At 65.6% G+C, this 20,644-nt stretch carries 21 protein-coding genes; 8 read left to right on the top strand and 13 right to left on the bottom strand.

Annotated elements, in window-relative coordinates; all coding sequences use genetic code 11:
* On the top strand, positions 1–633 hold a 633-nt coding region (locus FG91_RS18665; protein ID WP_037518044.1), incomplete at its 5' end, for a hypothetical protein.
* Between the two features lie 87 nt (positions 634–720).
* Positions 721–3,018, top strand: coding sequence for a phosphoenolpyruvate--protein phosphotransferase (gene ptsP, locus FG91_RS18660; protein WP_037518041.1), 2,298 nt, complete (start codon positions 721–723; stop codon positions 3,016–3,018).
* A gap of 20 nt (positions 3,019–3,038) precedes the next feature.
* Here the strand turns inward: ptsP and FG91_RS22425 are convergent, their stop codons facing one another.
* On the bottom strand, positions 3,039–4,004 hold the full coding sequence (locus FG91_RS22425; protein WP_235212099.1) for a phosphatase PAP2 family protein: 966 nt from the start codon (positions 4,002–4,004) through the stop codon (positions 3,039–3,041).
* Positions 4,005–4,215: 211 nt separating this feature from the next.
* Between FG91_RS22425 and FG91_RS18650 the strand changes: the two genes are divergently transcribed.
* The gene (locus tag FG91_RS18650) at positions 4,216–4,632 is read left to right on the top strand and encodes a GFA family protein (RefSeq protein ID WP_037518039.1); all 417 of its coding nucleotides are present in this window, start codon (positions 4,216–4,218) and stop codon (positions 4,630–4,632) included.
* Here the strand turns inward: FG91_RS18650 and FG91_RS18645 are convergent, their stop codons facing one another.
* The 8 genes from FG91_RS18645 to FG91_RS18610 form a co-directional block, all read right to left on the bottom strand.
* Positions 4,633–6,000: a serine hydrolase domain-containing protein gene (locus FG91_RS18645; RefSeq protein ID WP_235212098.1), complete on the bottom strand. Its 1,368-nt coding sequence runs from the start codon at positions 5,998–6,000 to the stop codon at positions 4,633–4,635.
* A complete protein-coding gene (locus FG91_RS18640) occupies positions 5,984–6,337 on the bottom strand; it encodes an MmcQ/YjbR family DNA-binding protein (protein WP_052187890.1) in 354 nt (117 codons plus the stop codon). The genes FG91_RS18645 and FG91_RS18640 overlap by 17 nt, the downstream gene beginning before the upstream one ends.
* 13 nt (positions 6,338–6,350) lie before the next feature.
* Positions 6,351–7,097: a hypothetical protein gene (locus tag FG91_RS18635; protein ID WP_152568179.1), complete on the bottom strand. Its 747-nt coding sequence runs from the start codon at positions 7,095–7,097 to the stop codon at positions 6,351–6,353.
* 76 nt (positions 7,098–7,173) lie between these two features.
* Positions 7,174–8,493, bottom strand: a complete 1,320-nt coding sequence (locus tag FG91_RS18630; protein ID WP_037518037.1) for a replication-associated recombination protein A — start codon at positions 8,491–8,493, stop codon at positions 7,174–7,176.
* A 7-nt stretch (positions 8,494–8,500) separates the two neighbouring features.
* Positions 8,501–9,658 (bottom strand): glycosyltransferase family 4 protein, encoded by a 1,158-nt coding sequence (locus FG91_RS18625; protein WP_037518036.1) that lies wholly within the window; start codon positions 9,656–9,658, stop codon positions 8,501–8,503.
* Between the two features lie 41 nt (positions 9,659–9,699).
* Positions 9,700–10,644 (bottom strand): hemolysin family protein, encoded by a 945-nt coding sequence (locus tag FG91_RS18620; protein ID WP_037518034.1) that lies wholly within the window; start codon positions 10,642–10,644, stop codon positions 9,700–9,702.
* Between the two features lie 18 nt (positions 10,645–10,662).
* Entirely contained in the window at positions 10,663–11,169 is a 507-nt protein-coding gene (ybeY, locus tag FG91_RS18615; RefSeq protein ID WP_037518032.1) for an rRNA maturation RNase YbeY, read from the bottom strand.
* Positions 11,170–11,334: 165 nt separating this feature from the next.
* Positions 11,335–12,273, bottom strand: coding sequence for a LysR substrate-binding domain-containing protein (locus tag FG91_RS18610; protein ID WP_037518029.1), 939 nt, complete (start codon positions 12,271–12,273; stop codon positions 11,335–11,337).
* 88 nt (positions 12,274–12,361) lie between these two features.
* Here FG91_RS18610 and FG91_RS18605 point away from each other — a divergent pair, with 88 nt between their 5' ends.
* Genes FG91_RS18605 through FG91_RS18595 form a run of 3 tightly spaced genes read left to right on the top strand, consistent with a single transcriptional unit; the run spans position 12,362 to position 14,826 of the window.
* A complete protein-coding gene (locus FG91_RS18605) occupies positions 12,362–13,456 on the top strand; it encodes a hypothetical protein (RefSeq protein ID WP_037518028.1) in 1,095 nt (364 codons plus the stop codon).
* Position 13,457: 1 nt separating this feature from the next.
* A complete protein-coding gene (locus FG91_RS18600) occupies positions 13,458–14,345 on the top strand; it encodes a TolB family protein (protein ID WP_037518025.1) in 888 nt (295 codons plus the stop codon).
* Complete coding sequence (locus FG91_RS18595; protein WP_037518023.1) at positions 14,335–14,826, top strand: anthrone oxygenase family protein; 492 nt, start codon at positions 14,335–14,337, stop codon at positions 14,824–14,826. Before FG91_RS18600 ends, FG91_RS18595 begins: the two co-directional genes overlap by 11 nt.
* 3 nt (positions 14,827–14,829) lie before the next feature.
* Here FG91_RS18595 and FG91_RS18590 read toward each other — a convergent pair whose 3' ends face one another.
* Both FG91_RS18590 and FG91_RS18585 read right to left on the bottom strand, forming a co-directional pair.
* Positions 14,830–15,708, bottom strand: a complete 879-nt coding sequence (locus FG91_RS18590; RefSeq protein ID WP_052187887.1) for a sigma-70 family RNA polymerase sigma factor — start codon at positions 15,706–15,708, stop codon at positions 14,830–14,832.
* The gene (locus tag FG91_RS18585; protein ID WP_037518021.1) at positions 15,708–16,166 is read right to left on the bottom strand and encodes a carboxymuconolactone decarboxylase family protein; all 459 of its coding nucleotides are present in this window, start codon (positions 16,164–16,166) and stop codon (positions 15,708–15,710) included. The genes FG91_RS18590 and FG91_RS18585 overlap by 1 nt, the downstream gene beginning before the upstream one ends.
* A 139-nt stretch (positions 16,167–16,305) precedes the next feature.
* On the opposite strand from FG91_RS18585, the gene FG91_RS18580 reads away from it, so the two are divergent.
* Entirely contained in the window at positions 16,306–16,686 is a 381-nt protein-coding gene (locus FG91_RS18580; protein ID WP_037518019.1) for a DoxX family protein, read from the top strand.
* 18 nt (positions 16,687–16,704) lie between these two features.
* Positions 16,705–16,998, top strand: a complete 294-nt coding sequence (locus FG91_RS18575) for a hypothetical protein (RefSeq protein WP_037518017.1) — start codon at positions 16,705–16,707, stop codon at positions 16,996–16,998.
* A gap of 71 nt (positions 16,999–17,069) precedes the next feature.
* Here the strand turns inward: FG91_RS18575 and FG91_RS18570 are convergent, their stop codons facing one another.
* Both FG91_RS18570 and FG91_RS18565 read right to left on the bottom strand, forming a co-directional pair.
* Entirely contained in the window at positions 17,070–18,047 is a 978-nt protein-coding gene (locus FG91_RS18570; RefSeq protein ID WP_037518013.1) for a DUF6607 family protein, read from the bottom strand.
* Positions 18,048–18,069: 22 nt separating this feature from the next.
* Entirely contained in the window at positions 18,070–20,340 is a 2,271-nt protein-coding gene (locus FG91_RS18565) for a TonB-dependent hemoglobin/transferrin/lactoferrin family receptor (protein WP_235212097.1), read from the bottom strand.
* Between the last annotated feature and the right edge of the window lie 304 nt (positions 20,341–20,644).

Raw genomic sequence — 20,644 nt, 5'->3', positions numbered from 1 at the left:
ACGCCGCTGTTCGCGGTGACGAAGCGCCCATCGATTCCGCGGCCGGGCAATGCTGCCGTGACGCAGATCCTGCCCGGCCGCGGAATCGATGGGCGCTTCGTCACCGCGAACAGCGGCGTGACCGGCGACCGTGCCTTCTGGCAGCTGAAGATCGGCCTCAACGTCGCGGCCATCGGCTGTCGCGGGATTGAGGAAACGACGCTTATTTCGGCTTACAACAACATCATCAAGGCGCACGGCAAGGTGATCAAGTCGACCGAGAAGAGCGTCATCACCCAGCTCGGCAAGGAACATAAGAATAACGGCATCGCGCCGCGCGACCGCCTTTCGACGCAGCTGTTCAACTATTTCGCGCAGCCACCGGCGCAGCGCGGTTTCTGCGTCCGCGCCAACGAGATCGCGCAGGTCGTGTCGTCGACCCCGACAGCGCAGCTCGTCGAACAGGCACCCGCACATCTCGCGCGGCTCGACGAGCCGTTCAACGAATTTTATCAGGCTTATGCCCAATATCAGGTCGACGCTGTCGCGTGGGACGCGAAATATGCGCCGCGGCCGGCGATCATGAACACCCCGGCGCCAGCATCGCCGGTCGGCCCGACCGCTTCCGTGACTGTTCCGACCAGCAAGCACTGACGCCGGTTTCGGACTGCATAGGAATAGATTGGCCAATCGCGCGCGGGGTATTGGCGCGCACCGCATCCTTCTGTTAGCAGGTTTGCGATGACCAACGCCCCGCCACCGCCCTCGTCGGCCGCCCAGTCGGCGCGCACCATCCTGACCCGGTTGCACGAGGTCATGGCATCGCGTTCCAATGCGCAGGGCAAGCTCAATCAGGTCGTCGGCATCATCGGCGAATGCCTCGATAGCGAGGTCTGCTCGATCTATTTGCTGCGCGATGGCGCGCTCGAACTTTATGCGACGCGCGGGCTGAAGCAGGAGGCGGTGCACGTCACGCGCCTCGGCCTCGGCGAAGGACTGGTCGGCATGATCGCCGACCAGATCGAGACGCTGAACCTCGACGAAGCCGCCGCGCACCCCGACTTTTCCTATCGCCCCGAAACCGGCGAAGAATTATTCCACAGCTTTGCCGGGGTGCCGATCATCCGCCGCGAGCGCGCGGTCGGCGTGCTCTGCGTCCAGCACAGCGATCCACGCCGGTATGACGATATCGAGATCGAGACGCTGCAGACCGTCGCGATGGTGCTGTCCGAACTAATCGCCAACGCCGACCTGGTGGATACCGCCGCGCGCACCGATGCTGCGGCCGCCGACCAGTCGGCGCAGCGACTGAACGGCCAGAAGCTGGTCGACGGCATGGGCGCCGGGGTCGCGGTGTTCCACCAGCCGCGCATCACGATCGAACATACCGTCGCCGACGACACCGAGGCCGAGCGCCACCGCGTTTACGCCGCGTTCGACAAGATGCGCGAACAGATCGACCGCATGGCGAGCTCGGCCGACTTCGGCGTCGGCGGCGAGCATGAGGAGGTCATCGAGACCTACAAGATGTTCGCCTATGACGAGGGATGGTCGCGGCGCATCAACGAGGCGATCGACAGCGGCCTGACCGCCGAGGCGGCGATCGAACGCGTCCAGCAGCGCACCCGCATGCGGATGCGCCAGATCGACGACCCGTTGCTGCGCGACCGCATGCACGATCTGGAGGATCTGTCGAACCGGCTGATCCGCATCGTGTCGGGGCAGATGGGCACCGCGGCGCAAATGGGCCTTCGGCAGGATTCGATCCTGATCGCGCGCAACCTCGGCCCCGCCGAGCTGCTCGAATATGACCGCCGCCGCCTGAAGGGCGTCGTGCTCGAGGAAGGATCGCTCACCGCACACGTCATCATCGTCGCGCGCGCGATGGGAGTGCCCGTTATGGGCCGCGTCAGCGACGTACGCGCGTCGATCCGCGAAGGCGATTTGCTGTTGCTCGATTCGGCTGCGGGAACAGTGCACGTCCGGCCAACGCAGGCGGTGCAGGACGCGTTTGACGCCAAGCTGGAGATTTCGCAAAAGCGCCGCGCCAACCTCGCGTCGCTGCGCGATCTGCCCGCGGTCACCAAGGACGGCGTACCGATCGAGTTGATGATCAACGCGGGGCTGCGCGAAGATATCGCCGCGCTCGACCTCACCGGCGCACGCGGGATCGGGCTGTTCCGCACCGAATTCCAGTTCCTTGTGTCGGCAACTTTGCCTTCGCGCGACCGCCAGCAGCGGCTCTACCGCGACGTCCTCGACGCCGCGGGCGACCGGCCGGTGATCTTTCGCACCGTCGACATCGGCGGCGACAAGGCGCTGCCCTATATGAATGCCGGTGACAGCGCGCATGAGGAAAATCCGGCGATGGGCTGGCGCGCGCTCCGCCTGGCGCTCGAGCGCGAGGGGCTGCTCAAGGTTCAGGCGCGCGCGCTGATGGAGGCCGCCGCCGGGCGGACGCTCAACGTCATGTTCCCGATGGTGTCCGAGCCGTGGGAGTATGAAGCCGCGCGCAATTTGTTCGTCGGCCAGCGCGCCTGGCTAGCGAGCCACAACAAGAAATTGCCGGTCGCGATCCGCTACGGCGCGATGCTCGAAGTGCCGGGCCTTCTCGAAACGCTCGACCTGATGCTGCCGCACCTCGATTTTCTGTCGGTTGGCACCAACGACCTGACGCAATTCCTGTTCGCCGCCGACCGCGCGCACCCGCGGCTCGCCGAACGCTATGACTGGCTGTCGCCAACGGTCATGCGTTACCTCGCCCGCGTCGTCCGCACGGTGTCGGGATCGAAGGTCGCGCTCGGCGTCTGCGGCGAAATGGGCGGCCGCCCGCTGGAGGCGATGGCGCTGCTCGGCGTCGGCATCGAGCGCCTGTCGATCACCCCCGCCGGCGTCGGCCCGGTGAAGGCAATGATCCGTTCGCTCGACCTCGGCGCGCTGCGCGCCGACATGGCGGCGATCCTGGCGCAGCCGTCATCCGATCCGCGCGGCCAGTATCAGGCGTGGGCGGCGGCACATGGGGTTGATCTGGGCGATTAATTCTGGTGATCGGAAGACGATCAGGCGGTCGCTGGCACCACATATCCGACCGGCTCGGCCGTTTCCACTTTCTCGACATCAACAATCCGTTCGGCGAGCCAGAGACAGCCCCATGCCAGCACAATACCGATCGGCACATCGATGACATAATGCCAGCGGGTGGCAATCGAGGTTACCAGGATGAAGAAGAGAATTGCCGAATAGAGCGGCAGAAGGATCCGGCCGTGTTTCCACGCGAACAGGAAAAAGAGGAAGGCTCCAGCAGCGTGTAGCGACGGCATTGCTGCGAGGCCCGCGGTGAATTCGGCACCGCCATATTGTGCCAGCCACTCGGGGCCGCCCGTAACCGAACTGCGGTAGAACTCCAGCATGCCGATTTGACCGGGCGTGACGATCGGGTCGATTCCACGCTCATAGATGAACGGTCCGACCGCCGGTGCTACAAGATAGGCGATCGCGCCGAGCGATTGCACGAGCAGGACGGCCACCACCAGGGTCCGGAAATAGGCGGGGGTCTTCATCGCGTGATAAAGGAAGCTGGTATAGAACAGGCCGATGAACGACAGCATGTAGAAGTTCGATTCAAAGGTCACGAACCCGAACAGATTTTCCCGGACATAAATGCATGCGTCGACAATCGGGCGCACCATCTGGTCCGTCTTCCAGTAAAACTCGTCGTAAAGCACAGGATTTATGTGAGGTATCCACAGTTTGATGTTGAAGTGAGCGAACAGGATGGCGACGTAGCAGGGGAGCGCGATGAAAAAGCTGATCGCAACGTCGCGTTTGCCCGCGATGAAGGTCGAAATGCCAAGGAGCGCCACGCCGATCAGCGGATAGAGGTAATGAACGCCGACGAAAGCGGCGCGGCCGCCGGATGGCGCCACGATGGGCAAATTGAAAGCTACCGACAAAAGGAGCATTACAGCCAGCATTATGCCAGTGATGACAACTTCCGGCGCAATGGCGCGTAGGCTGGATCGCATCAATCATCCCCAAGGCAATAGAGACTGGGCGTCCCGTGCATTATCGCTAGCGCCCTCCCGCAAGGTCGACTTGCCACAACAAGGTTAACGAAGAAATAAATCGCCGAGCGGTAGCGGCGGAAACCCTTGATCGTTGCCGCGATTCAAAAATTCCCAACAATATATGTTTATGCTATGTTCTCATTCCAATTTCCCAGAGGAGAATAAAGTGATGAGCGAGCAAGCCCCCCGTGCCAGCGGTCAATGCCATTGCGGCGCGATCCGTTATTCGATGACCACCGCGGTGCAGCATCATGCGCTGTGCCATTGCAGCGACTGCCGCCGCCACTCGGGCGCACCGCTCGTCGGCTGGGCGCTCGTCGGAAACGATGAAATCGAGATCGATGGCACGGCGAAGATCTACGCCTCGTCCGAGCATGGCCGCCGCCATTTCTGCGCCGATTGCGGCACCGGGCTCTTCTATTCGAACGAGGCGATCTTTCCGGGCCAGATCGACGTGCAGACCGCGACGCTCGACGATCCCGACCTCATCCCCGCGCAGGCGCAAATCCAGACCGCCGAACGCATCGGCTGGATGGAAAAGCTGAACGACCTGCCCGCGTTCGAGCGTTACCCGCCCTTCGAATGATCAGCGGTCAGCCGCAACGATCGCCTTGACGAGCTTTGCGATGTCGAGCCGGGTCTTGTCGTCGTCATAACCCTGCCGCACGATCACCAGTTCGCGTGACGGGATGACGATGACATATTGACCGCGGTTGCCAAAGCCGCCGAAGGCATCGGCGGGCACGCCGTCCGACTTGCCCAGCAACCAGAAGCCCGCACCATAGCCGAACGCGCCGTCGGGCTGCGGCCCGCTGGGCGTCGTGACGAAGCGGCGCCAGTCGGCGGGGAGCAAGCGCTCGCCCTGCCACATCCCGTCGTTCTGATAGAGGAGGCCCAGCCGCGCGAGGTCGCGCGCCGTGGTCCACACCTGGCTCGACAAGATATAGTCGCCGTCCTTGTCATGTTCGACGAAGGTGCGCGTCATGCCGAGCCGGTCAAAGAAGGCGGCGGGATCGAGCGGCGCGCCTGCCTTTTGCAGCGCGGCCTTCAGCGACAATGTCGCGAGCAGTGTGTCGTTGTTCGCATAGCGATAGCGCGTGTTAGGCGGGTTGAGCAGCGGCCATTGCGTGGTCCACTGGCGCACCGATGCGCCGCCCATATAGATGGCGTCGCTGCGGTTGCCCGCGGTGTCGCTGGTCAGGCCGCTCGCCATGCGCATCAGCTGCTCGGTCGTGATCGCCGCGCGCGCGTCGCCCGGCGACTGCCACTCGGCGATCAACGCGGGCTTCGTCACGTCGATCGAGCCCTGCTGCACCGCATGGCCGATCAAGGTCGCGGCCATCGATTTGGCAACCGAGAAAGTGCGCTGCGCGGTGTGAAGATCGTGCCCGCCCCAATAATGTTCGAATGCGATCCGGCCGTTTTTGACGATCAGCAGCGAACTCGTGCGGCCGCCAAACCCGTCCATGTTCGTTGCCGTCTGCTCGAACCTGCTCATGCCCTTCGGGACCGGCCGGCGCGCATCCTTGTCGCCAATCGGCCACGGCCGGGCGTCGAGGTCAGCGCGGTGGTCGGCGGCGGGCATCGCCGCCGGCTGCGCGCCGATCGGCAGGGTGACGCAGCCTGCGCGCCCGCTCCATTCCGCGATCCGCGGGGGCATGTCGTCGCGATAGCGAACGCTCACCCGCTTCGCCTCGGCATCGATATCGGCCTTCAGCGCGCGGACATCGGCCTCGATCTCGGGATAGATGCCCGTGAGTTCGTCGCGTTCGATCGCCTCGATCGGCTTGCCCGCACCGTTCCACAGCGACGAGCAGACAAAGGCCGCGCGATAACCCGCCGCCCATGCGCGGTTCAGCTCGGCATTGGGTTTCGGCGCCTGCGCCGCTGCGGGCACGGCACCGGCAAGGAACGCGGCGCCGAGGACACGCAGCAGGTCAGGGGCGATCGCCAAGAGCCTGCCGCTGCGCTTTCTTGGCGCGATCCCACCAGGCCCGGCGGATGACATCGGCGACGCGATCGGGATCGTCCGACCCGAAGCGGACGAGCAGCGCGTGCCAGCCTTCATAATGCGGGGTTTGCCAGAAGGTGTCGGGATCGGTTTCAAGCAGGATTTCCTTTTCGTCGGGCTTGCACATCACGGCAAAACTGCCGGGCTCGCGTCCCGGCGAGGCGAGCGCCTTGCCGTTGAGCTTCGGACAGGGGGTGCCATAAAAGGAAAGCATTTCGACATCGGGAAGCGCGCACGCGAACGCGACCACATCGTCCCAACTGTCGAAGGTCAGCGCCATATCCCGGTGCAGATCAGTCTTCCAATGTCCCGGCGGTGACCTCTATGTCGCGCCCCAGTGGCTGCATGGGCTGGAAGCGCAGGCGCGTCAACACCAGCCGGTCGTCCTGAATATCGAGATCATAGAAGGCGTTGCCGCCGCGCGGGCAGCAATTGCCGTCGCCGTCGCGCGCCACGGGCACCGAGACGAACATCTCGTCGAAGGCGAATTGCGCGGGCCCACGCAGCCAATAGCCCGTCGGCAGCAGCTTGCCACCCTGCTCCGACCAGTCGGACAGGTCGACGCGGCGCCATTTGGGCGCGGCGGTCTCGCTGACGAACAGCGCATCGGCGTTGCCCCCGCCGCTGCCAGCCAGCGTACCGCCGACATGGACCATCCGGCGCTTGTCATCGTCCAGCACCAGATCGGGCGTTCCGATCGATCCCGAGCTTTCGGCGAACCCCGCAAGCGCCGCCTTCCCTGCCTTGTCCTGCGACAGCAGCACAAGCATCCGCGCCAGCGGCCCGTCGCGCGGCGCGAGGCGCATTTTCTGCCAGAGCAAGCTGGTGCCGGGATCGCGGCCGTTGATCCGTCCGCTCGCTTCGACGCTGCATTTCCCGCCGAAGTCGTAGAGGCATCGCTGCGCGATATTGGTGACGCGCGCGCGGGTCAGCGCGATCTTCGCCGTCACCTCCGCGGCGGTGCATTTCGTTTCGATAGTGCCGCCTGGACAGGACAGGATCGGTGTCGCTGCAGCGGCAAGGACAAGCGCCAATGCCATGATGACTACCCCAGTTCCGGCGCGACCCGACTTGTCCCAAAACTATACTCATGCGTCCAACGAGGCAAGGCCGGCGTCAGTCCTTCGCGCGGCGCCGTTCGTCCCACCAGGCGAGGCGTTCGGCGATCCGCTTTTCGAAACCGCGGTCGACGGGGCGATAGAAATCGGCCGGCACCATGCCGTCCGGCCAATAATTGTCGCCCGAAAAGCCGTCGGGCGCATCATGGTCGTAGCTGTAGCCCTCGCCATAACCCAAGTCTTTCATCAGCTTGGTCGGGGCGTTCAGGATATTGGCGGGCGGCGCGAGGCTGCCGGTTTCGCGGGCCGCGGCCCATGCCGCTTTCTGTGCTGCATAGGCGGCGTTCGACTTGGGGGCGGTCGCGCAATAGAGGCACGCCTGCACGATCGCGAGCTCGCCTTCGGGCGAGCCGAGGAACTGATAGGCGTCCTTGGCGGCGAGGCACTGCACCAGCGCTTGCGGGTCGGCGAGGCCAATATCTTCGCTCGCGAACCGGACGATTCGGCGCAGGACGTAAAGCGGCTCCTCGCCCGCGACGAGCATGCGCGCGAGCCAGTAGAGCGACGCCTGCGGATCCGATCCGCGCAGCGCCTTATGCAGCGCCGAGATCAGATTATAATGGCCGTCGCGGTCCTTGTCGTAGACCGGCATGCGGCGATGCAGGAACTGCGCGAGTTCGGCGGGATCGAGCGGGGCGTCGATCGCGGTCGCGAACAAGGTTTCGACCTGGTTGAGCAGGAAGCGGCCGTCGCCATCGGCGCTCGAGATCAGCGCCGCCCTGGCGTCGTCGGTGACAGGCAACGCGCGGCCGACTTCGGCCTCCGCGCGCTCGACCAGCGTCGCCAGCGCGTCTTCGCCCAAGCGGTTCAGCACCAGCACCTGCGCCCGCGACAGCAGCGCCGCGTTGAGCGCGAAGCTGGGGTTCTCGGTCGTCGCGCCGACGAGCACGACAGTGCCGCGTTCGACATAGGGCAGGAAGCCGTCCTGCTGGGCGCGATTGAAACGGTGGATCTCGTCGACGAAAAGCAGGGTGCGCTTGCCCGCCGCCGCCATCTTCTCGGCATCGGCGAAGGCTTGCCGGAGGTCGGCGACGCCCGAGAAGACCGCCGACAGCGGTGCGAAGCGCATCCCCACGGCTTCGGCGAGCAGCCGCGCGATCGTCGTCTTACCCGTGCCCGGCGGACCCCAAAGGATGATCGACGACAATTGGCCCGCCGCGACCATACGGCCGATCGCGCCTTCGGGACCGGTCAGATGTTCCTGCCCGACGACATCGGCGAGCGTGCGGGGGCGCAGTCGCTCAGCGAGCGGGACAGGCCCGGTCGCACCGCCCTGCTTCGCCTCGGGCACATCTTCGCCGAACAGGTCCCCGGCCATCGGCCGCTCAGCCCCGGCGCCGCTGTTTCTGGCGGATCAGGCGGATATAGGTGTCGGCGACCGCCTGGTTGATCGCATCCCATTGATAGGCGCCGCTTTCGAGCACCGCCGCCGCACCATGTTCGGCGCGCAGCTGGATATCGCGGCAATAGCGCTGGAGATGGTCGGCAAAGCCGGTGATCGAACCCGGGGCGACGAGATAGCCGGTCTGGCCATGCTTGACGATGCTCGCGCTCCCCGTCGCGCGCGCCGCGACGACGGGCAGGCCGCACGCCATCGCCTCCAGGGTCACATTGCCGAAGGTCTCGGTCACCGACGGATTGAAGAAAATGTCGCACGAGGCGAGCGCATGCGCGAGATCCGCGCCGCCCTGGAAGCCGACGAAATTGGCGTTGGGCAGGCGCGATTCGAACCATTCGCCCGCGGGGCCCTCGCCGATCACGACGACCTTGTGCGGCACCCCGCGCCGCTGGAGCACGTCGATCGCATCGGCAAAGACGTCGAGCCCCTTTTCCATCACCAGTCGCCCAAGAAAGGCGATCGCGGGCACATCGTCCTCGATCCCGAGCGAGCGGCGCCATGCCATGTCGCGGCGACCGGGATTGAAAACCGACTGCTCGACGCCGCGGGTCCAGATGCCGATGTCGTAGTTCATCCGCTGTTCGCGCAGCACCTGCGCAAAGCTTTCGGACGGCGCGATCAGCGCATCGCACTTGCGGTAAAGCTTGCGCAGCCAGGCGACCATCACGGGTTCGAGGAACGACAGATTATAATAGCGGACGTAGGTTTCGAAGCGCGTGTGCACCGAACAGGCGACCGGGAGCCGCCGGCGCCGCGCCCACGCCGCCGCCTGCCGCGCCACGCGGTCGGGGCTGGAGATATGGACGATATTGGGCGCGAAAGCGGTGATATCTTCGCGGACCCGCGACGAGAAGGACACTGGAATGCGATATTCGCTGCGCCCCGGAATCGCGACCGAAGGCACGCTGACCAGATCGCCCGTCGGCTCAAAAGCCGGATGGGCGACGGTCGGCGAATAGACGCGAACCGCGGCGCCATGCGCCAGAAGATAGCCGACCAAGCGGTTCAGCGCCTTGTTCGCGCCGTCGGTGGTCATGTTGTAATTGCCGCTGAACAGGGCGATGCGAAGGTCGGAGACGTCCATCGCGCCTGCGCTAGTCGTTCAGGCGGCCAAAGGCAATTGCGTCAGAACTCGTCGGACCGGTCCGACGGCGCCTCAAGATCGACGATCACCGGCGGGTGGAGCCGCAGGCGGTGGACGCGGCGTTCGTCGGCCTCGGTCACCTCGATGCGCCAGCCGCTCGGGTGGACGAGGATTTCCCCGACCTCGGGGACATGGCCCGCAAGCACGGCGGCGAGGCCGCCCAGCGTGTCGACATCCTCCTCGATCTCGGCGAGCCGCGGGTCGATCGCCTCGCCGACATCGTCGAGCTCGGCGCGCGCGTCGGCTTCCCAGCATCCGCCCTCGCCGGGCGCGAACAGCGCGGTCGGCTCGTCGTCATGCTCGTCCTCGATCTCGCCGACGATCTCCTCGACCAGATCCTCGATCGTCAGCAGCCCCTCGGTGCCCGAATATTCGTCGATGACGATCGCAAGGTGGGTGCGTTTCGCGCGCATCTCGGCGAGCAGGTCGAGCACGCCCATCGATTGCGGGACGTAAAGCGGCTGGCGAATGAGGTCGAGCAAGGGCGGCGGCGTGCGCCCCTCGGCAAGCACGGCGAACACGTCCTTGACGTGGATCATGCCGACGACCTCGTCGAGATTCTCGCGATAGACCGGCAGGCGGCTGTGCCCGGCTTCGGCGAACAAGGCGACGATTTCGGCAAAGCTCGCGCTTTCGGGGATGGCGATGATGTCGGCACGCGGCACCGCGACATCGTCGACGGTCTGCTCGCCGAAGTGGAGGAGGTTGCGCAGCATCTTGCGCTCGGTCTGCGACAGGTCGCCGACGACGCTGCTACCGCGCCGTTCCTGCCCCTCTTCCTCAGCCTCGTCGATGACCTCTTCGATCTGCTCGCGCAGCGACGGTTCCTTGTCGCCGCCGAACAAAAGATTCTTCAGCCCGGACAATAGTCCGGGTCTACTACTGTCCTCTTCCGATCGGCTCGAAGATCCCTGGTCGTCGGGCATGTGCGTGTCGTTTCCCTGCTAGTCGAGTTCCGCATATGGATTGGCGATGCCCAGCGATGCAAGCGCTTTCACCTCGAGCGCCTCCATCGCGGCGGCCGAGTGATCGTCCATATGGTCGTAACCGACGAGATGCAGCGTACCGTGGACGATCAGATGCGTCGCATGATCGGCGATCGAAATCCCCTTCTCCTCCGCCTCGCGCGCGCAGGTTTCGCGCGCGAGCACGATATCGCCGAGCAGGATTTCGCCATCATCGCTGTTCGCGAGGCTTTCGAGCAAATCCTCCTGCACCTGCGGAAAGGAAAGGACGTTGGTCGGCTTGTCACGCCCACGAAAATCGCGGTTGAGCGTGTGCACCTCGGCATCGTCGGTCAGCCGCACCGAGACTTCGACGAGCGGCGCGGCATCGGCAAGCTCGGCATAGGGCGTCAGTGCGAGCGCCGCGGCGACCGCCTCCCCTGCCCGCACCTCCCAGTCGAGCGGATCGGGCCACGGCGTCGCGGCGTGGGTTTCGACGCTCAGCATCGCGCACCGCGGAAGGTCTCAAAAGTCACACTCCCCTCCGGTATAATGATACCCGTCGGCTGTTTGAGCGCATCGGGAAGGCGGCGTGGCGAGGGGAACGAAGCGATAGTCATCCTTACCCCGTTATCGTGGCAGTGTTATGTAGGACAGCGATATTTGGCCGGATCATGGGTCGAGAATGACCGCGCGCCCGGCAAGGTCCCGCGCGTGCGACAGTTCAGCGGCGGCGGCCTCGCTCAGCCAGTCGCGAAAGCGGGCGATCTTCGCGCTTTGCAGCCGCGCGACGGGATAGACGAACCAGAAGGCGCGGCCGTCACCCGCAACGAGGTCGTGCGCGGGGACGAGGCGTCCGGCGGCGATTTCGTCGCGGAACAGGATCGGCGAACCGATCGCGATCCCGTGCCCCGCGATCGCGGCGGCGATATCCATATGCTCGGCGGCGAGGCTGGTGCCGAAGCGGTCAGGTGGCGGCCCCGGGGCGACGCCGAGCGCGCGATACCACAGTCCCCACCAGTCGGGCCGGCCGAGCAGCGGGACATCGAGCGCTTTGCCGGGATCCTCCAGCCCGGCGGCCGCGGCCTTCAGCGCGGGCGCGCAAAGCGGCATGAACAGGACCGGGAACAGCCGGACGCTGCGGAGGCCGCGCCAGTCGCCAAGACCGTGACGGATCGCGGCATCGAAACGGCCATCGCCCAGCGCCTGTGGCTCCGCCGATAATTCGAGCTCGATCGCGATGTCGGGGTGGCGCGCGCGGAACAGCCCGAGCCGCGGGGTGAGCCAGCTCGTCCCGAAGGTCGGAAGCGTCGTCAGCGACAGCCGTGCCTCGTCGCGGTCCTGCGCCTTTACGAAGCTGGCGTGCAGCGCCGCGAAGGCGGCCGTCGCCTCACGCGCGATCGCGGCACCGGCGGCGGTCAGCACGACCTTGTGCGGATGGCGGACGAACAGATGCAGCCCGGTCTGCTGTTCGAGCTGGCGGACATGGTAGCTGACCGACGCGGCGGTGGTGCCGAGCTCCTGCGCGGCGCGGGCAAAGCTCTCCAGCCGCGCCGCCGCTTCAAAGGCGCGGATCGAGGGCAAGGGCGGAAGCTTGTCGGAGCGGACCATAAATATGACTTAGCCTCTCTTTCCATTCTTCGCATCCTCAAAGCGTCGCGCGCAGGGCAAACCAAGCCACCCATTCGCCGGAGGCCCGATGACCCATCTTCCCACTTCGCTCGACCGCCGCCGCCTGATCGAAACGATGATCTTCGCCGGTGGCGCGGCCGCTTTTGGTGTGCCTGCATGGGGCCAGACCCTGACCGCCGGGAGCGGCGACGCGCATCGCCGCGACTGGCAATGGCTGGTCGGCAATTGGGAGGTCTGGCACCGGCGGCTGAAGGAGCGGCTCGCGGGCAGCGACGACTGGGCAGAGTTCGGCGGCAGGAGCGCATGCTGGCTGACGCTCGGCGGGCTCGGGACTATCGACGATAATATCCTCGACCTGCCGGGCGGCGAGTATCGCGGATTCGGCATTCGCGCCTTCGATCCCGCGACGCAGCGCTGGGCGATCTGGTGGGTCGACGGGCGCAACCCGGTGCATATCGAGCCGCCGGTGATCGGACGCTTCGACGGCGGTGAGGGCGTCTTTACCGGACGCGATACATATAAGGGTCAGGATATCGCGGTCCGCTTTCGCTGGCACGAAATCCACGGCCCGCGGCCGCATTGGGACCAGGGGTTTTCGACCGATGGCGGCAAGACGTGGGAGATCAACTGGCGCAATTATTTCACGCGCACTCGCGCCACGCCGGCGCCGCTGCCCTTGCTTGCCGAAGAGGCACCGAACGCCCGCGACTTCGCCTTTCTGGTCGGCAGTTGGAAGGTGCGGCACCGCAAGCTCAAGACGCGGCTCGCGGGAAGCCGCGACTGGGTCGATTTCGACGGGACGCTGGTGAACTGGCCGGTGCTCGGCGGGCGCGGCAATGTCGGCGACAATGTGATGAGCTTTCCCGGCGCCCCGTTCCGCGGGGTCGGCATCCGCGCGCTCGATCCGGCGACGGGCGAATGGCTGAGCTGGTGGCTCGACGGGCGCAGTCCGACAGCGATCGCACCGCCCGTCCGCGGCGGGTTCAAGGACGGGATCGGCACCTTCATCGGCGACGACAGTTTCGAGGGGCGGCCGATCAAGACGCGCGTTCTGTGGTCGCGCATCACCGCGACCTCGGCGCGCTGGGAGCAGGCATCGTCGGCGGACGGCGGGCAAAGCTGGGAGACCAACTGGATCAGCGATTTCGAACGGACCGCCTGAGATGACGGTCTTTGCCTTCGCGCTTTCGCTGCTTGCCGTGGCGCCCGCGGTCGAGATCGTTGGCGAGGCCGAGTTATTTGGGCCGGGGATCGCCTCGACCGATCATTCGGAGATTCGCCTGACGATCAGCGCCGATGGCCGAACCGCCTTGTGGTTCAGCCGCGACCGGCCGGGCGGGCCCGGCGGCTATGACATCTGGATATCGCGGCGCGTCGGGGCAAGCTGGGCGGCGGCGACGCCGGTTTCGTTCAATTCGCCGGGGCGCGATTTCGACCCCGCTTTTTCGCGCGACGGACGCTTCGTCTATTTCTGTTCGGACCGGCCCGGCGGGATGGGCAAGGACGATCTTTATCGCGTCGCGGTGACCGCGGCGGGGTTCGGGACGCCCGAGAATCTGGGGCCCAAGGTCAACAGCGCGGCCAGCGAATATGCGCCGATGCTGTCGCCCGATGGCCGGCAATTGCTGTTTTCGAGCGACCGGCCGGGTGGCGCCGGGCGCCACGACCTTTACACCGCGCGGTCGAAAGGCCGCGGCTTTGCGGCCGCCGTGCCGCTGCCCGGAGCGATCAACACCCCCGCCGACGAATTCGACGCGAGCTTTCTGGCCGACAACCGGACCTTGGTCTTCGCGCGCGCGCCGAGCATGAAGGACGATCGCATCGACCTGTTCGCCGCGACATCGCATGGTGGCCGCTACGATGCGGGAATGATATTGCCCCTCGCGGTGAACGATCGGGTCAGGGACAGCTATGGTCCGATGCTCGACTGGTCGGCGCCGGATCGGCTGACCTTTTCGGGCCAGCGGGGAGGAGCGCAATCGATGGAATTGTACCGCATCAGCTATCGCCTTGTATCGGGCGGGATTTCGGGAGGGCAGCATGGCCGATAATCTTTTGACCGGCCTCAGCTTTGCCGCCGCGGGCGGCGCGGCGCTGGTCGGCGGGGTCTTCTTCGGTTTTTCGAACTTCGTCATGGCCGGGCTCGGACGGCTCGCGCCCGAACAGGGCGCGACCGCGATGAATTCGATCAACGTCACGGTGATCAATCCCGCCTTTATGACCGCGCTGTTCGGCACCGGGCTGCTGTGCTTGGTCGCGGCGGCGATGGCATTGGGGTCGCTCGGCACGCTCGACGGCAAGCTGATCCTCGCCGCGGCGCTGCTCTATGTGATCGGCTGCGACGGGGTCACGATGGCGCTGAATGTCCCGCTCAACAATGCGCTCGCCGCCACACCGGTCGGCACGCCCGAGGGCGCGGCACTGTGGACGCGCTATCTCAAGGACTGGACCTTCTGGAACTCGGTGCGCACGGCGGCGGGCTTTGCCGCGGCGATCCTGTTCGTCGCCGCGGGGGTATGCCGCGCCGCCTGACCGTCAATGCATGTGCCTCAGCTTGTCGGGATTGCGCATGACATAGATGGCGGTGACCTTGCCGTCCGCTATCTCGAGCGCGGTGGTCTGAAGCTCGCCGTCGGCTTCGCGCGTGACGAAGCCCGGCAGCCCGTTGATCATCCCGGTATGGACGAGCGTCGAGCCATATTTGCCGAACAGCACCGCGAGGCTGCGGTGCAGTTTCAGCACGGTGTCATAGCCAAGCACCGGCCCCATCGCGGCGGGACGCTTGCCACCGCCGTCGGCCCACATGCCAACATCGGCGGCGAGCAGCGCGCCGAGCGCGCCCATATCGCCGCTGCGCGAGGCCGCGAAAAAGGCGTTGGCGATCTGAAGCCCCTGCTCCTTCTCGAGCTTGTAGCGCGGTCGCGCGTCGCGGACGTGCGTGCGCGCCCGCGCGGCGAGCTGGCGCGTCGCGGCGGGATCGCGGTCGATCGTCTTCGCGACCTCGTCAAATTCGACGCCGAAGACGTCGTGCAGAAGAAATGCGGCGCGCTCGAGCGGCGAGAGGCGTTCGAGCGCGAGCATCAGCGGCAGCGTCACATCATCCTCTTCCTCCTCCTCGACCAGCGGGTCGGGGAGCCAGGGGCCGACATAGGTCTCGCGCCGGTTTCGCGCCGACTTGATCTGGTCGAGGCAGAGCCGCGTCACGGTGCGGCGGAGGAACGCCGCGGGCTCGCGCACCGCATCGCGGTCGGCGGCGAGCCAGCGGATGAAGGCATCCTGCACCACATCCTCGGCATCGGCGACCGAGCCGAGCATGCGGTACGCGACGCGGGTGAGGAGCGGACGCAGCGGGTCGAAACTCGCCGCCGCGTCCGCCGCCGCACCGGTGTCGCCGTGGATGCCTTCGGGGGTCATCAGGCGGCCTTCGCGGGCGCGCCGCCTTCGTACCAGAGGTCGAAGCCGACCGCGATGCGGTTCCAGCCATTGATGACGTTGATCATCACGGTCAGGTTCATCTGTTCCTCCGCAGTGAAGTGCGCATCGAGCGCTTCGCGAGCTTCCTTCTGCGCGTGCCCTTGCGAAAGGCGGGTCAAGGCGTCGGTCCAGGCGAGCGCGGCGCGCTCGCGCGGCGTATAGACCGGGGCGTCGGTCCACGCCGCGAGCAGGTAGATGCGCTGCTCGGTCTCGCCCTTCGCGCGGGCTTCGGCAGTGTGCATGTTGATGCAGTTGGCGCAGCCGTTGAGGATCGACGAGCGGATCTTCACCAGCTCGATCAGGCTCGCCTCAAGGCTTTTTTCGGCCGCGAGGCTGACCGCCATCCACTGCTTCATGAGCTGCGGCGAGGCGGCGAAGGGGTCGGTTACCTTGGTCATGTCGTATCTCCTTTGGGCGGGTTGTACCGACTTGACGAGACAGGATCGGCGCGTGTGACATGAAACGCGAAAAAAATTCGCGTTGGCCAGAAAATCGGTTAGCCTCCCCGCCTCGACAATCGGAATGAGGGGGAAAATCATGAAGTTTCTCGATGGTTTCGGCGAACAGGCCTATGCATTGCTGCGCATCGTCGCGGGCCTGTTGTTCATGGCGCATGGCGTACAGAAATTCTTCAACTTCCCGGTCAAGTTCCCGATGGAACTGAACCCGATGCTGCAAGCCGCGGGGGTGATCGAACTGGTCGCGGGCGGCCTGATCGTCATCGGCCTGTTCACCCGCCCCGCGGCCTTCATCGCCAGCGGCATGGCGGCGGTCGGCTACTGGGTCGCGCACGGCAGCCAGGGCGCCTTCCCGATCGCCAATGGCGGCGAGACGATCGCGCTCTACTGCTTCATCTTCCTGTTCATCGCGACGCGGGGCGCGGGCATCTGGAGCGTCGATGGCGCGATGAAGAAATAGGGAACGGGAACGCCGCCCGTGGAAACCGTTCCTGTCGTGATCACCGTGACGATGATCATCGCATTTTTCCTGTTTCCTAAACGGCCGACTCCAAAGCCGCTGATAATTGCAGGTTGCCTGTTGTCGGTTGCCGGCTGGGGCGGCATTTTTCTGGGCCTCGCGCTTGGCGATACCACGCTGATGCAATCCGAACTTGTCGCGAGCCTGTGGATGGGTGTTTTCGGCACATTTGCCGGCCTGCTGGCCCCCGTGGCTCTGGTGACCGGCATTTTTGCGTTGTTGAGGAATCGCAAGACGAAGCGTACGCCCTAACGCTTAGCAAAAAACGGGGCAGTGCTTTGTGGCACTGCCCCGTAGTTTCGGGCTTCACATGGTGAAGGTCGTCAAAACCTGCGTGTGTTCGTTTCGATCAGCTTCTTCGCCTCGGCGATCGCCTTGGCGGTGGTCAGCTTCTTTTCCTGGATGTCGTCGGCCATTTCGAGCAGGCGGCCGCTGATCACAGTGCCGGTATCGGCCTTTTCCTCGATCGCGATGCCGCCCTTGGCCGCCGCGACGCGGTCCCATTCGGCGCGGACCGCCGCCCAATAATCCTTGGTCGCGGCCCAATAATCGTCGGCCGCCTTCACGTCATATTGGTCATATTTGATATAGGTGTTGAGGACATATTCCTGGACGATCGGCACCAGCTTGCCGTCCTTCGTCCCCATTTTCGTATTGTCCTGCCAGTGGACCCAGCCGTCGGGCGAAGGCTGGTGACGGTTGATCGAGAGGTAGCGGTCGTAGACTGGGCTCCGCACGGCGTCGCGCCGCGCGAGCGGGCGCCAGGTCCAGTTCGAGCGCCAACGGCGGACGCCGCCCTGCGTTTCGAACTGGCCCCAGCCGCCGTAGCGCGGGCTGTCGTCGACCTGATAGACCGTCTGCGACCAGCGGCCCGTGCGCATCTTTTCGGGCACATCTTCCCACGTCCAGGCGTTGCGGTCCGAATAGACGAGCACCTTCGCGGGCTCATATTCCCAGTCCTGGCGCCAATGCTTGATGATCATGCTCTTGTCGTCGTCGCCGGTGATGACGAGCATGTGCTGCAGGCTGATCTTTCGGCCCGTATCCTCGATCACGCGCACGACCTCGTTGCCGCCCGAGCGCTTGGGTTCGAGCACCTCATACGCCGGATCCCAGCGCGTCGATTCCTGCATGTTGAAGCTGACGCGGTAATTGCCCGCCATCGCGAGGATGTCGGCGCGGTCCTGCTCGAAATTGGCGGCGGCGGCATCGGTGGCGATCGGCGGATGGGCCGACGCGGCGACGGGAAGCGCGGCGGTGAGCAGCAGCAGTCCGGCGGCGATCTTGCGATAGGATTTCATCGGTGCAGTCCTTCTTTCTGTTTTAAAAGCGGAAGCTCAGCGACACGCTCGCGTTGCGGCCGGGCTGGGTATAGGCGTCGGCGCTCGCCGGGACCGTCGGCGCCGTTGCCGTTCCGCCCATCGCGAGGCCGCGCACATCGCTCCACCAGCTGTATTTCTTGTCGAGGATGTTGAAGACACCGGCGCGCAGCGTGAGCGCATCCATCACGCGCACGAACGCCGTCGCGTCGAGGATCGTGAAGGCGTCGGGGCGGAAGCATGTGGGGGTGCAGAGCCCCGTCGTGCGCGACGCTTCCTTGCGGCCCGCGTGCGTCATGATGATCTGGCCGCCGAAGCGCCCCGACGATTGCCGATAGCCGATGCCGGCGACGAGCTTGAGCGGATCGATCGACGATAGCGGCGAACGCACGCCATCGGGGTCGATGATGTCACCCTTCGCATAGGATAGGGCGAGCGTCGTATACAGGCCGGACGACGCTCGCCCCTCGAACCGCGCCTCGGCCCCTTTGACCCGGACGCGATCGAGATTCACGAATTGATAGAGGATGGGATTGGCGATCGTGCCGACGCCGCCGACCTGCTCCTGGCTGATGAAATCCTTGTAGCGCGCCGAAAAGCCGGTGACGTCGAGGCTGATCGCGTCGCTGGAGAAGCGCACGCCGCCCTCGAAGCTTTCGCTGCGCTCGGGCCCGAGATCGGGGTTCGGGAGCGTGCGGTACGAGAAGAAGGGCGAGGTCAGATTTTCGAAGAACTGGTTGACCTGCCCCGGCTCGGGTGCCTTGAAACCGGTCGCATAATTGGCGAACAGCCGGACCTCGTCGGTGACCTTCCACACCGCGCCGAATTTCGGCGAGACGCGCGAACCGTCCTGCTTGGCGCCGCGGAATGTCGGCAGCAGCGGGTCGTTGTCGGGCGACAGGTCGTACCAGTCGAAGCGCAGCGCCGGGTAGAGCAGAAGCCGGCCATCGGCGATCGCGATCTCGTCGCCTACAAAAAGTCCGGCGCGGGTAAAGTCGGTGCTGGGGAAGGCGCGCGTCGGGTAGGTTTCGCCCGCCGGAGGCACGGTTCCGCCGCGCAAGCCTTGCTGGCGCGTCTTGCTGATGTCGCCGCCGAAGACGAGGCGATGGGTGATCGCGCCCGTCGCGAAATCGGCGCGGGCGTCGGCCGAGGCGCCGAAGACGCGGTTCTCGAAGGTGTTGAGGCGCGTGCGGTCGGCCGACGGCGTGCGGTCTTCCTCGGTATATTGCCGATCCTCGCCATCCTGCCAGTAGAGCGCGACACGCGCGAAATCGATCGCCCCCTCGCCTTCCCAGCTCCAGTCGAGCGAGACGCGCTTGCGTTCCCCCGTGTCGAAGCCTTCGAGGCGGTCGACGGTCGCGCCGAGCCCGTTCGGGCCGAGGCCGCTGAGGCCGTTGGTATAGAGGCGCGTGTCGAGATATTCGCCGGTCAGCCGCAGCTTGTGGCCGTTCGCGGGGTCGTAGACGATGCGCGCGAGCGCGGCGTCCGAGCGGCCGTCCTGCGGGTTGGCGCGCGTGCGCGACGGACCGATGCCGTTCGCGGTGCCGAGGCTGCCCTGGTTCTCCAGCTCCTTGTAATCGCGGCGCGTATAGGCCGCCATGACCGACCAGTCGCCGCTGCGCCCCGCGAGGATCGCGGTTTCGCTGAACTCCTCGTCGGCGCTGCTGTAACCGGCGCGAAGCAGGCCGCCGACATTCTTGCCCTCTTCGAGGAAATCGGCGGGATCGGAGGTGATGAAACTGACCGCGCCCGCAAGCCCGTCGCTGCCGTAGAGCGCCGAAGATGGACCGCGCAGGATCTCGACCGATTTGACGAGGCCCAAGTCGACATAATCGCCGCGCCCCGACGCCTGCGCGCCGAAGCTGAAGCCGTCGGGGACGCGCACGCCGTCGACCTGGATCAGCACGCGGTTGCCGCCGATGCCGCGGATGTTGAAGCTGTCGTTACCCGCGCGGCCGGTCGCGCCGAGCGCGGCGCCGAAGCGTGCGGGCTGGCGCTGGACGCTGACGCCGGGTTCGAAGCGGACGAGGTCGCGGATGTCGGTGACGAGTTCGTCGGCGATCTGCTCGTCGCTCTTCACCGTGACGGTGATGGGAATATCCTCGGCCTTCACCGCGGTGCGCGTCGCGGTGACGACGATCCGATTCTTGAGCGATACCCAATATTCGCCGTCATTGTCCTGCGCAAAGGCCGGTGAAGCGGTCGCGGCGAGCGCGAGGCCCAGCGCGCTGCCTGCGGCGAGGCGGGATACGGACGGCAGACGTTGGATGTTCAATTATCTTCCCCTAATTGATGCGACTGACTCGCAATAGCGGCCCTCTAGGCGAACAAAATCAGGGGGTCAATATGCTATTGAGAATCGTTCTCGAAAATTAGCGGCGGGTGGCAGCGCGCGACGATCCGGCCGCAAGCGCCGTGAACGCGGAAACAAGCTCGGAATTATAAAAGACGGGTAGCGACCGGTTGCGGACGTTAATCTCCCCTCCCGCTTGCGGGAGGGGTCGGGGGTGGGCCAGCACCGTTGCGATCAGCCCACCCCGCTGCGGCCAACGAACAAGATCGCAAGCCTCGCTGCCCCT

Origin of the sequence: Sphingopyxis sp. LC81, assembly GCF_000756375.1 — a bacterium.
GTDB lineage: Bacteria > Pseudomonadota > Alphaproteobacteria > Sphingomonadales > Sphingomonadaceae > Sphingopyxis.
Note: the sequence above shows the minus strand (reverse complement) of the source record. Positions and strands in the feature narration are given on the sequence as shown.

What these genes read in the sequence shown, in the direction of transcription:
- ptsP (WP_037518041.1), top strand. Translation starts at nt 721, where the DNA reads ATGACCAACGCCCCGCCACCGCCCTCGTCGGCCGCCCAGTCGGCGCGC.
- FG91_RS22425 (WP_235212099.1), bottom strand. Translation starts at nt 4,004, where the DNA reads ATGCGATCCAGCCTACGCGCCATTGCGCCGGAAGTTGTCATCACTGGC.
- FG91_RS18650 (WP_037518039.1), top strand. Translation starts at nt 4,216, where the DNA reads ATGAGCGAGCAAGCCCCCCGTGCCAGCGGTCAATGCCATTGCGGCGCG.
- FG91_RS18640 (WP_052187890.1), bottom strand. Translation starts at nt 6,337, where the DNA reads ATGGCGCTGACCTTCGACAGTTGGGACGATGTGGTCGCGTTCGCGTGC.
- FG91_RS18635 (WP_152568179.1), bottom strand. Translation starts at nt 7,097, where the DNA reads ATGGCATTGGCGCTTGTCCTTGCCGCTGCAGCGACACCGATCCTGTCC.
- FG91_RS18630 (WP_037518037.1), bottom strand. Translation starts at nt 8,493, where the DNA reads ATGGCCGGGGACCTGTTCGGCGAAGATGTGCCCGAGGCGAAGCAGGGC.
- FG91_RS18625 (WP_037518036.1), bottom strand. Translation starts at nt 9,658, where the DNA reads ATGGACGTCTCCGACCTTCGCATCGCCCTGTTCAGCGGCAATTACAAC.
- FG91_RS18620 (WP_037518034.1), bottom strand. Translation starts at nt 10,644, where the DNA reads ATGCCCGACGACCAGGGATCTTCGAGCCGATCGGAAGAGGACAGTAGT.
- ybeY (WP_037518032.1), bottom strand. Translation starts at nt 11,169, where the DNA reads ATGCTGAGCGTCGAAACCCACGCCGCGACGCCGTGGCCCGATCCGCTC.
- FG91_RS18610 (WP_037518029.1), bottom strand. Translation starts at nt 12,273, where the DNA reads ATGGTCCGCTCCGACAAGCTTCCGCCCTTGCCCTCGATCCGCGCCTTT.
- FG91_RS18605 (WP_037518028.1), top strand. Translation starts at nt 12,362, where the DNA reads ATGACCCATCTTCCCACTTCGCTCGACCGCCGCCGCCTGATCGAAACG.
- FG91_RS18600 (WP_037518025.1), top strand. Translation starts at nt 13,458, where the DNA reads ATGACGGTCTTTGCCTTCGCGCTTTCGCTGCTTGCCGTGGCGCCCGCG.
- FG91_RS18595 (WP_037518023.1), top strand. Translation starts at nt 14,335, where the DNA reads ATGGCCGATAATCTTTTGACCGGCCTCAGCTTTGCCGCCGCGGGCGGC.
- FG91_RS18590 (WP_052187887.1), bottom strand. Translation starts at nt 15,708, where the DNA reads ATGACCCCCGAAGGCATCCACGGCGACACCGGTGCGGCGGCGGACGCG.
- FG91_RS18585 (WP_037518021.1), bottom strand. Translation starts at nt 16,166, where the DNA reads ATGACCAAGGTAACCGACCCCTTCGCCGCCTCGCCGCAGCTCATGAAG.
- FG91_RS18580 (WP_037518019.1), top strand. Translation starts at nt 16,306, where the DNA reads ATGAAGTTTCTCGATGGTTTCGGCGAACAGGCCTATGCATTGCTGCGC.
- FG91_RS18570 (WP_037518013.1), bottom strand. Translation starts at nt 18,047, where the DNA reads ATGAAATCCTATCGCAAGATCGCCGCCGGACTGCTGCTGCTCACCGCC.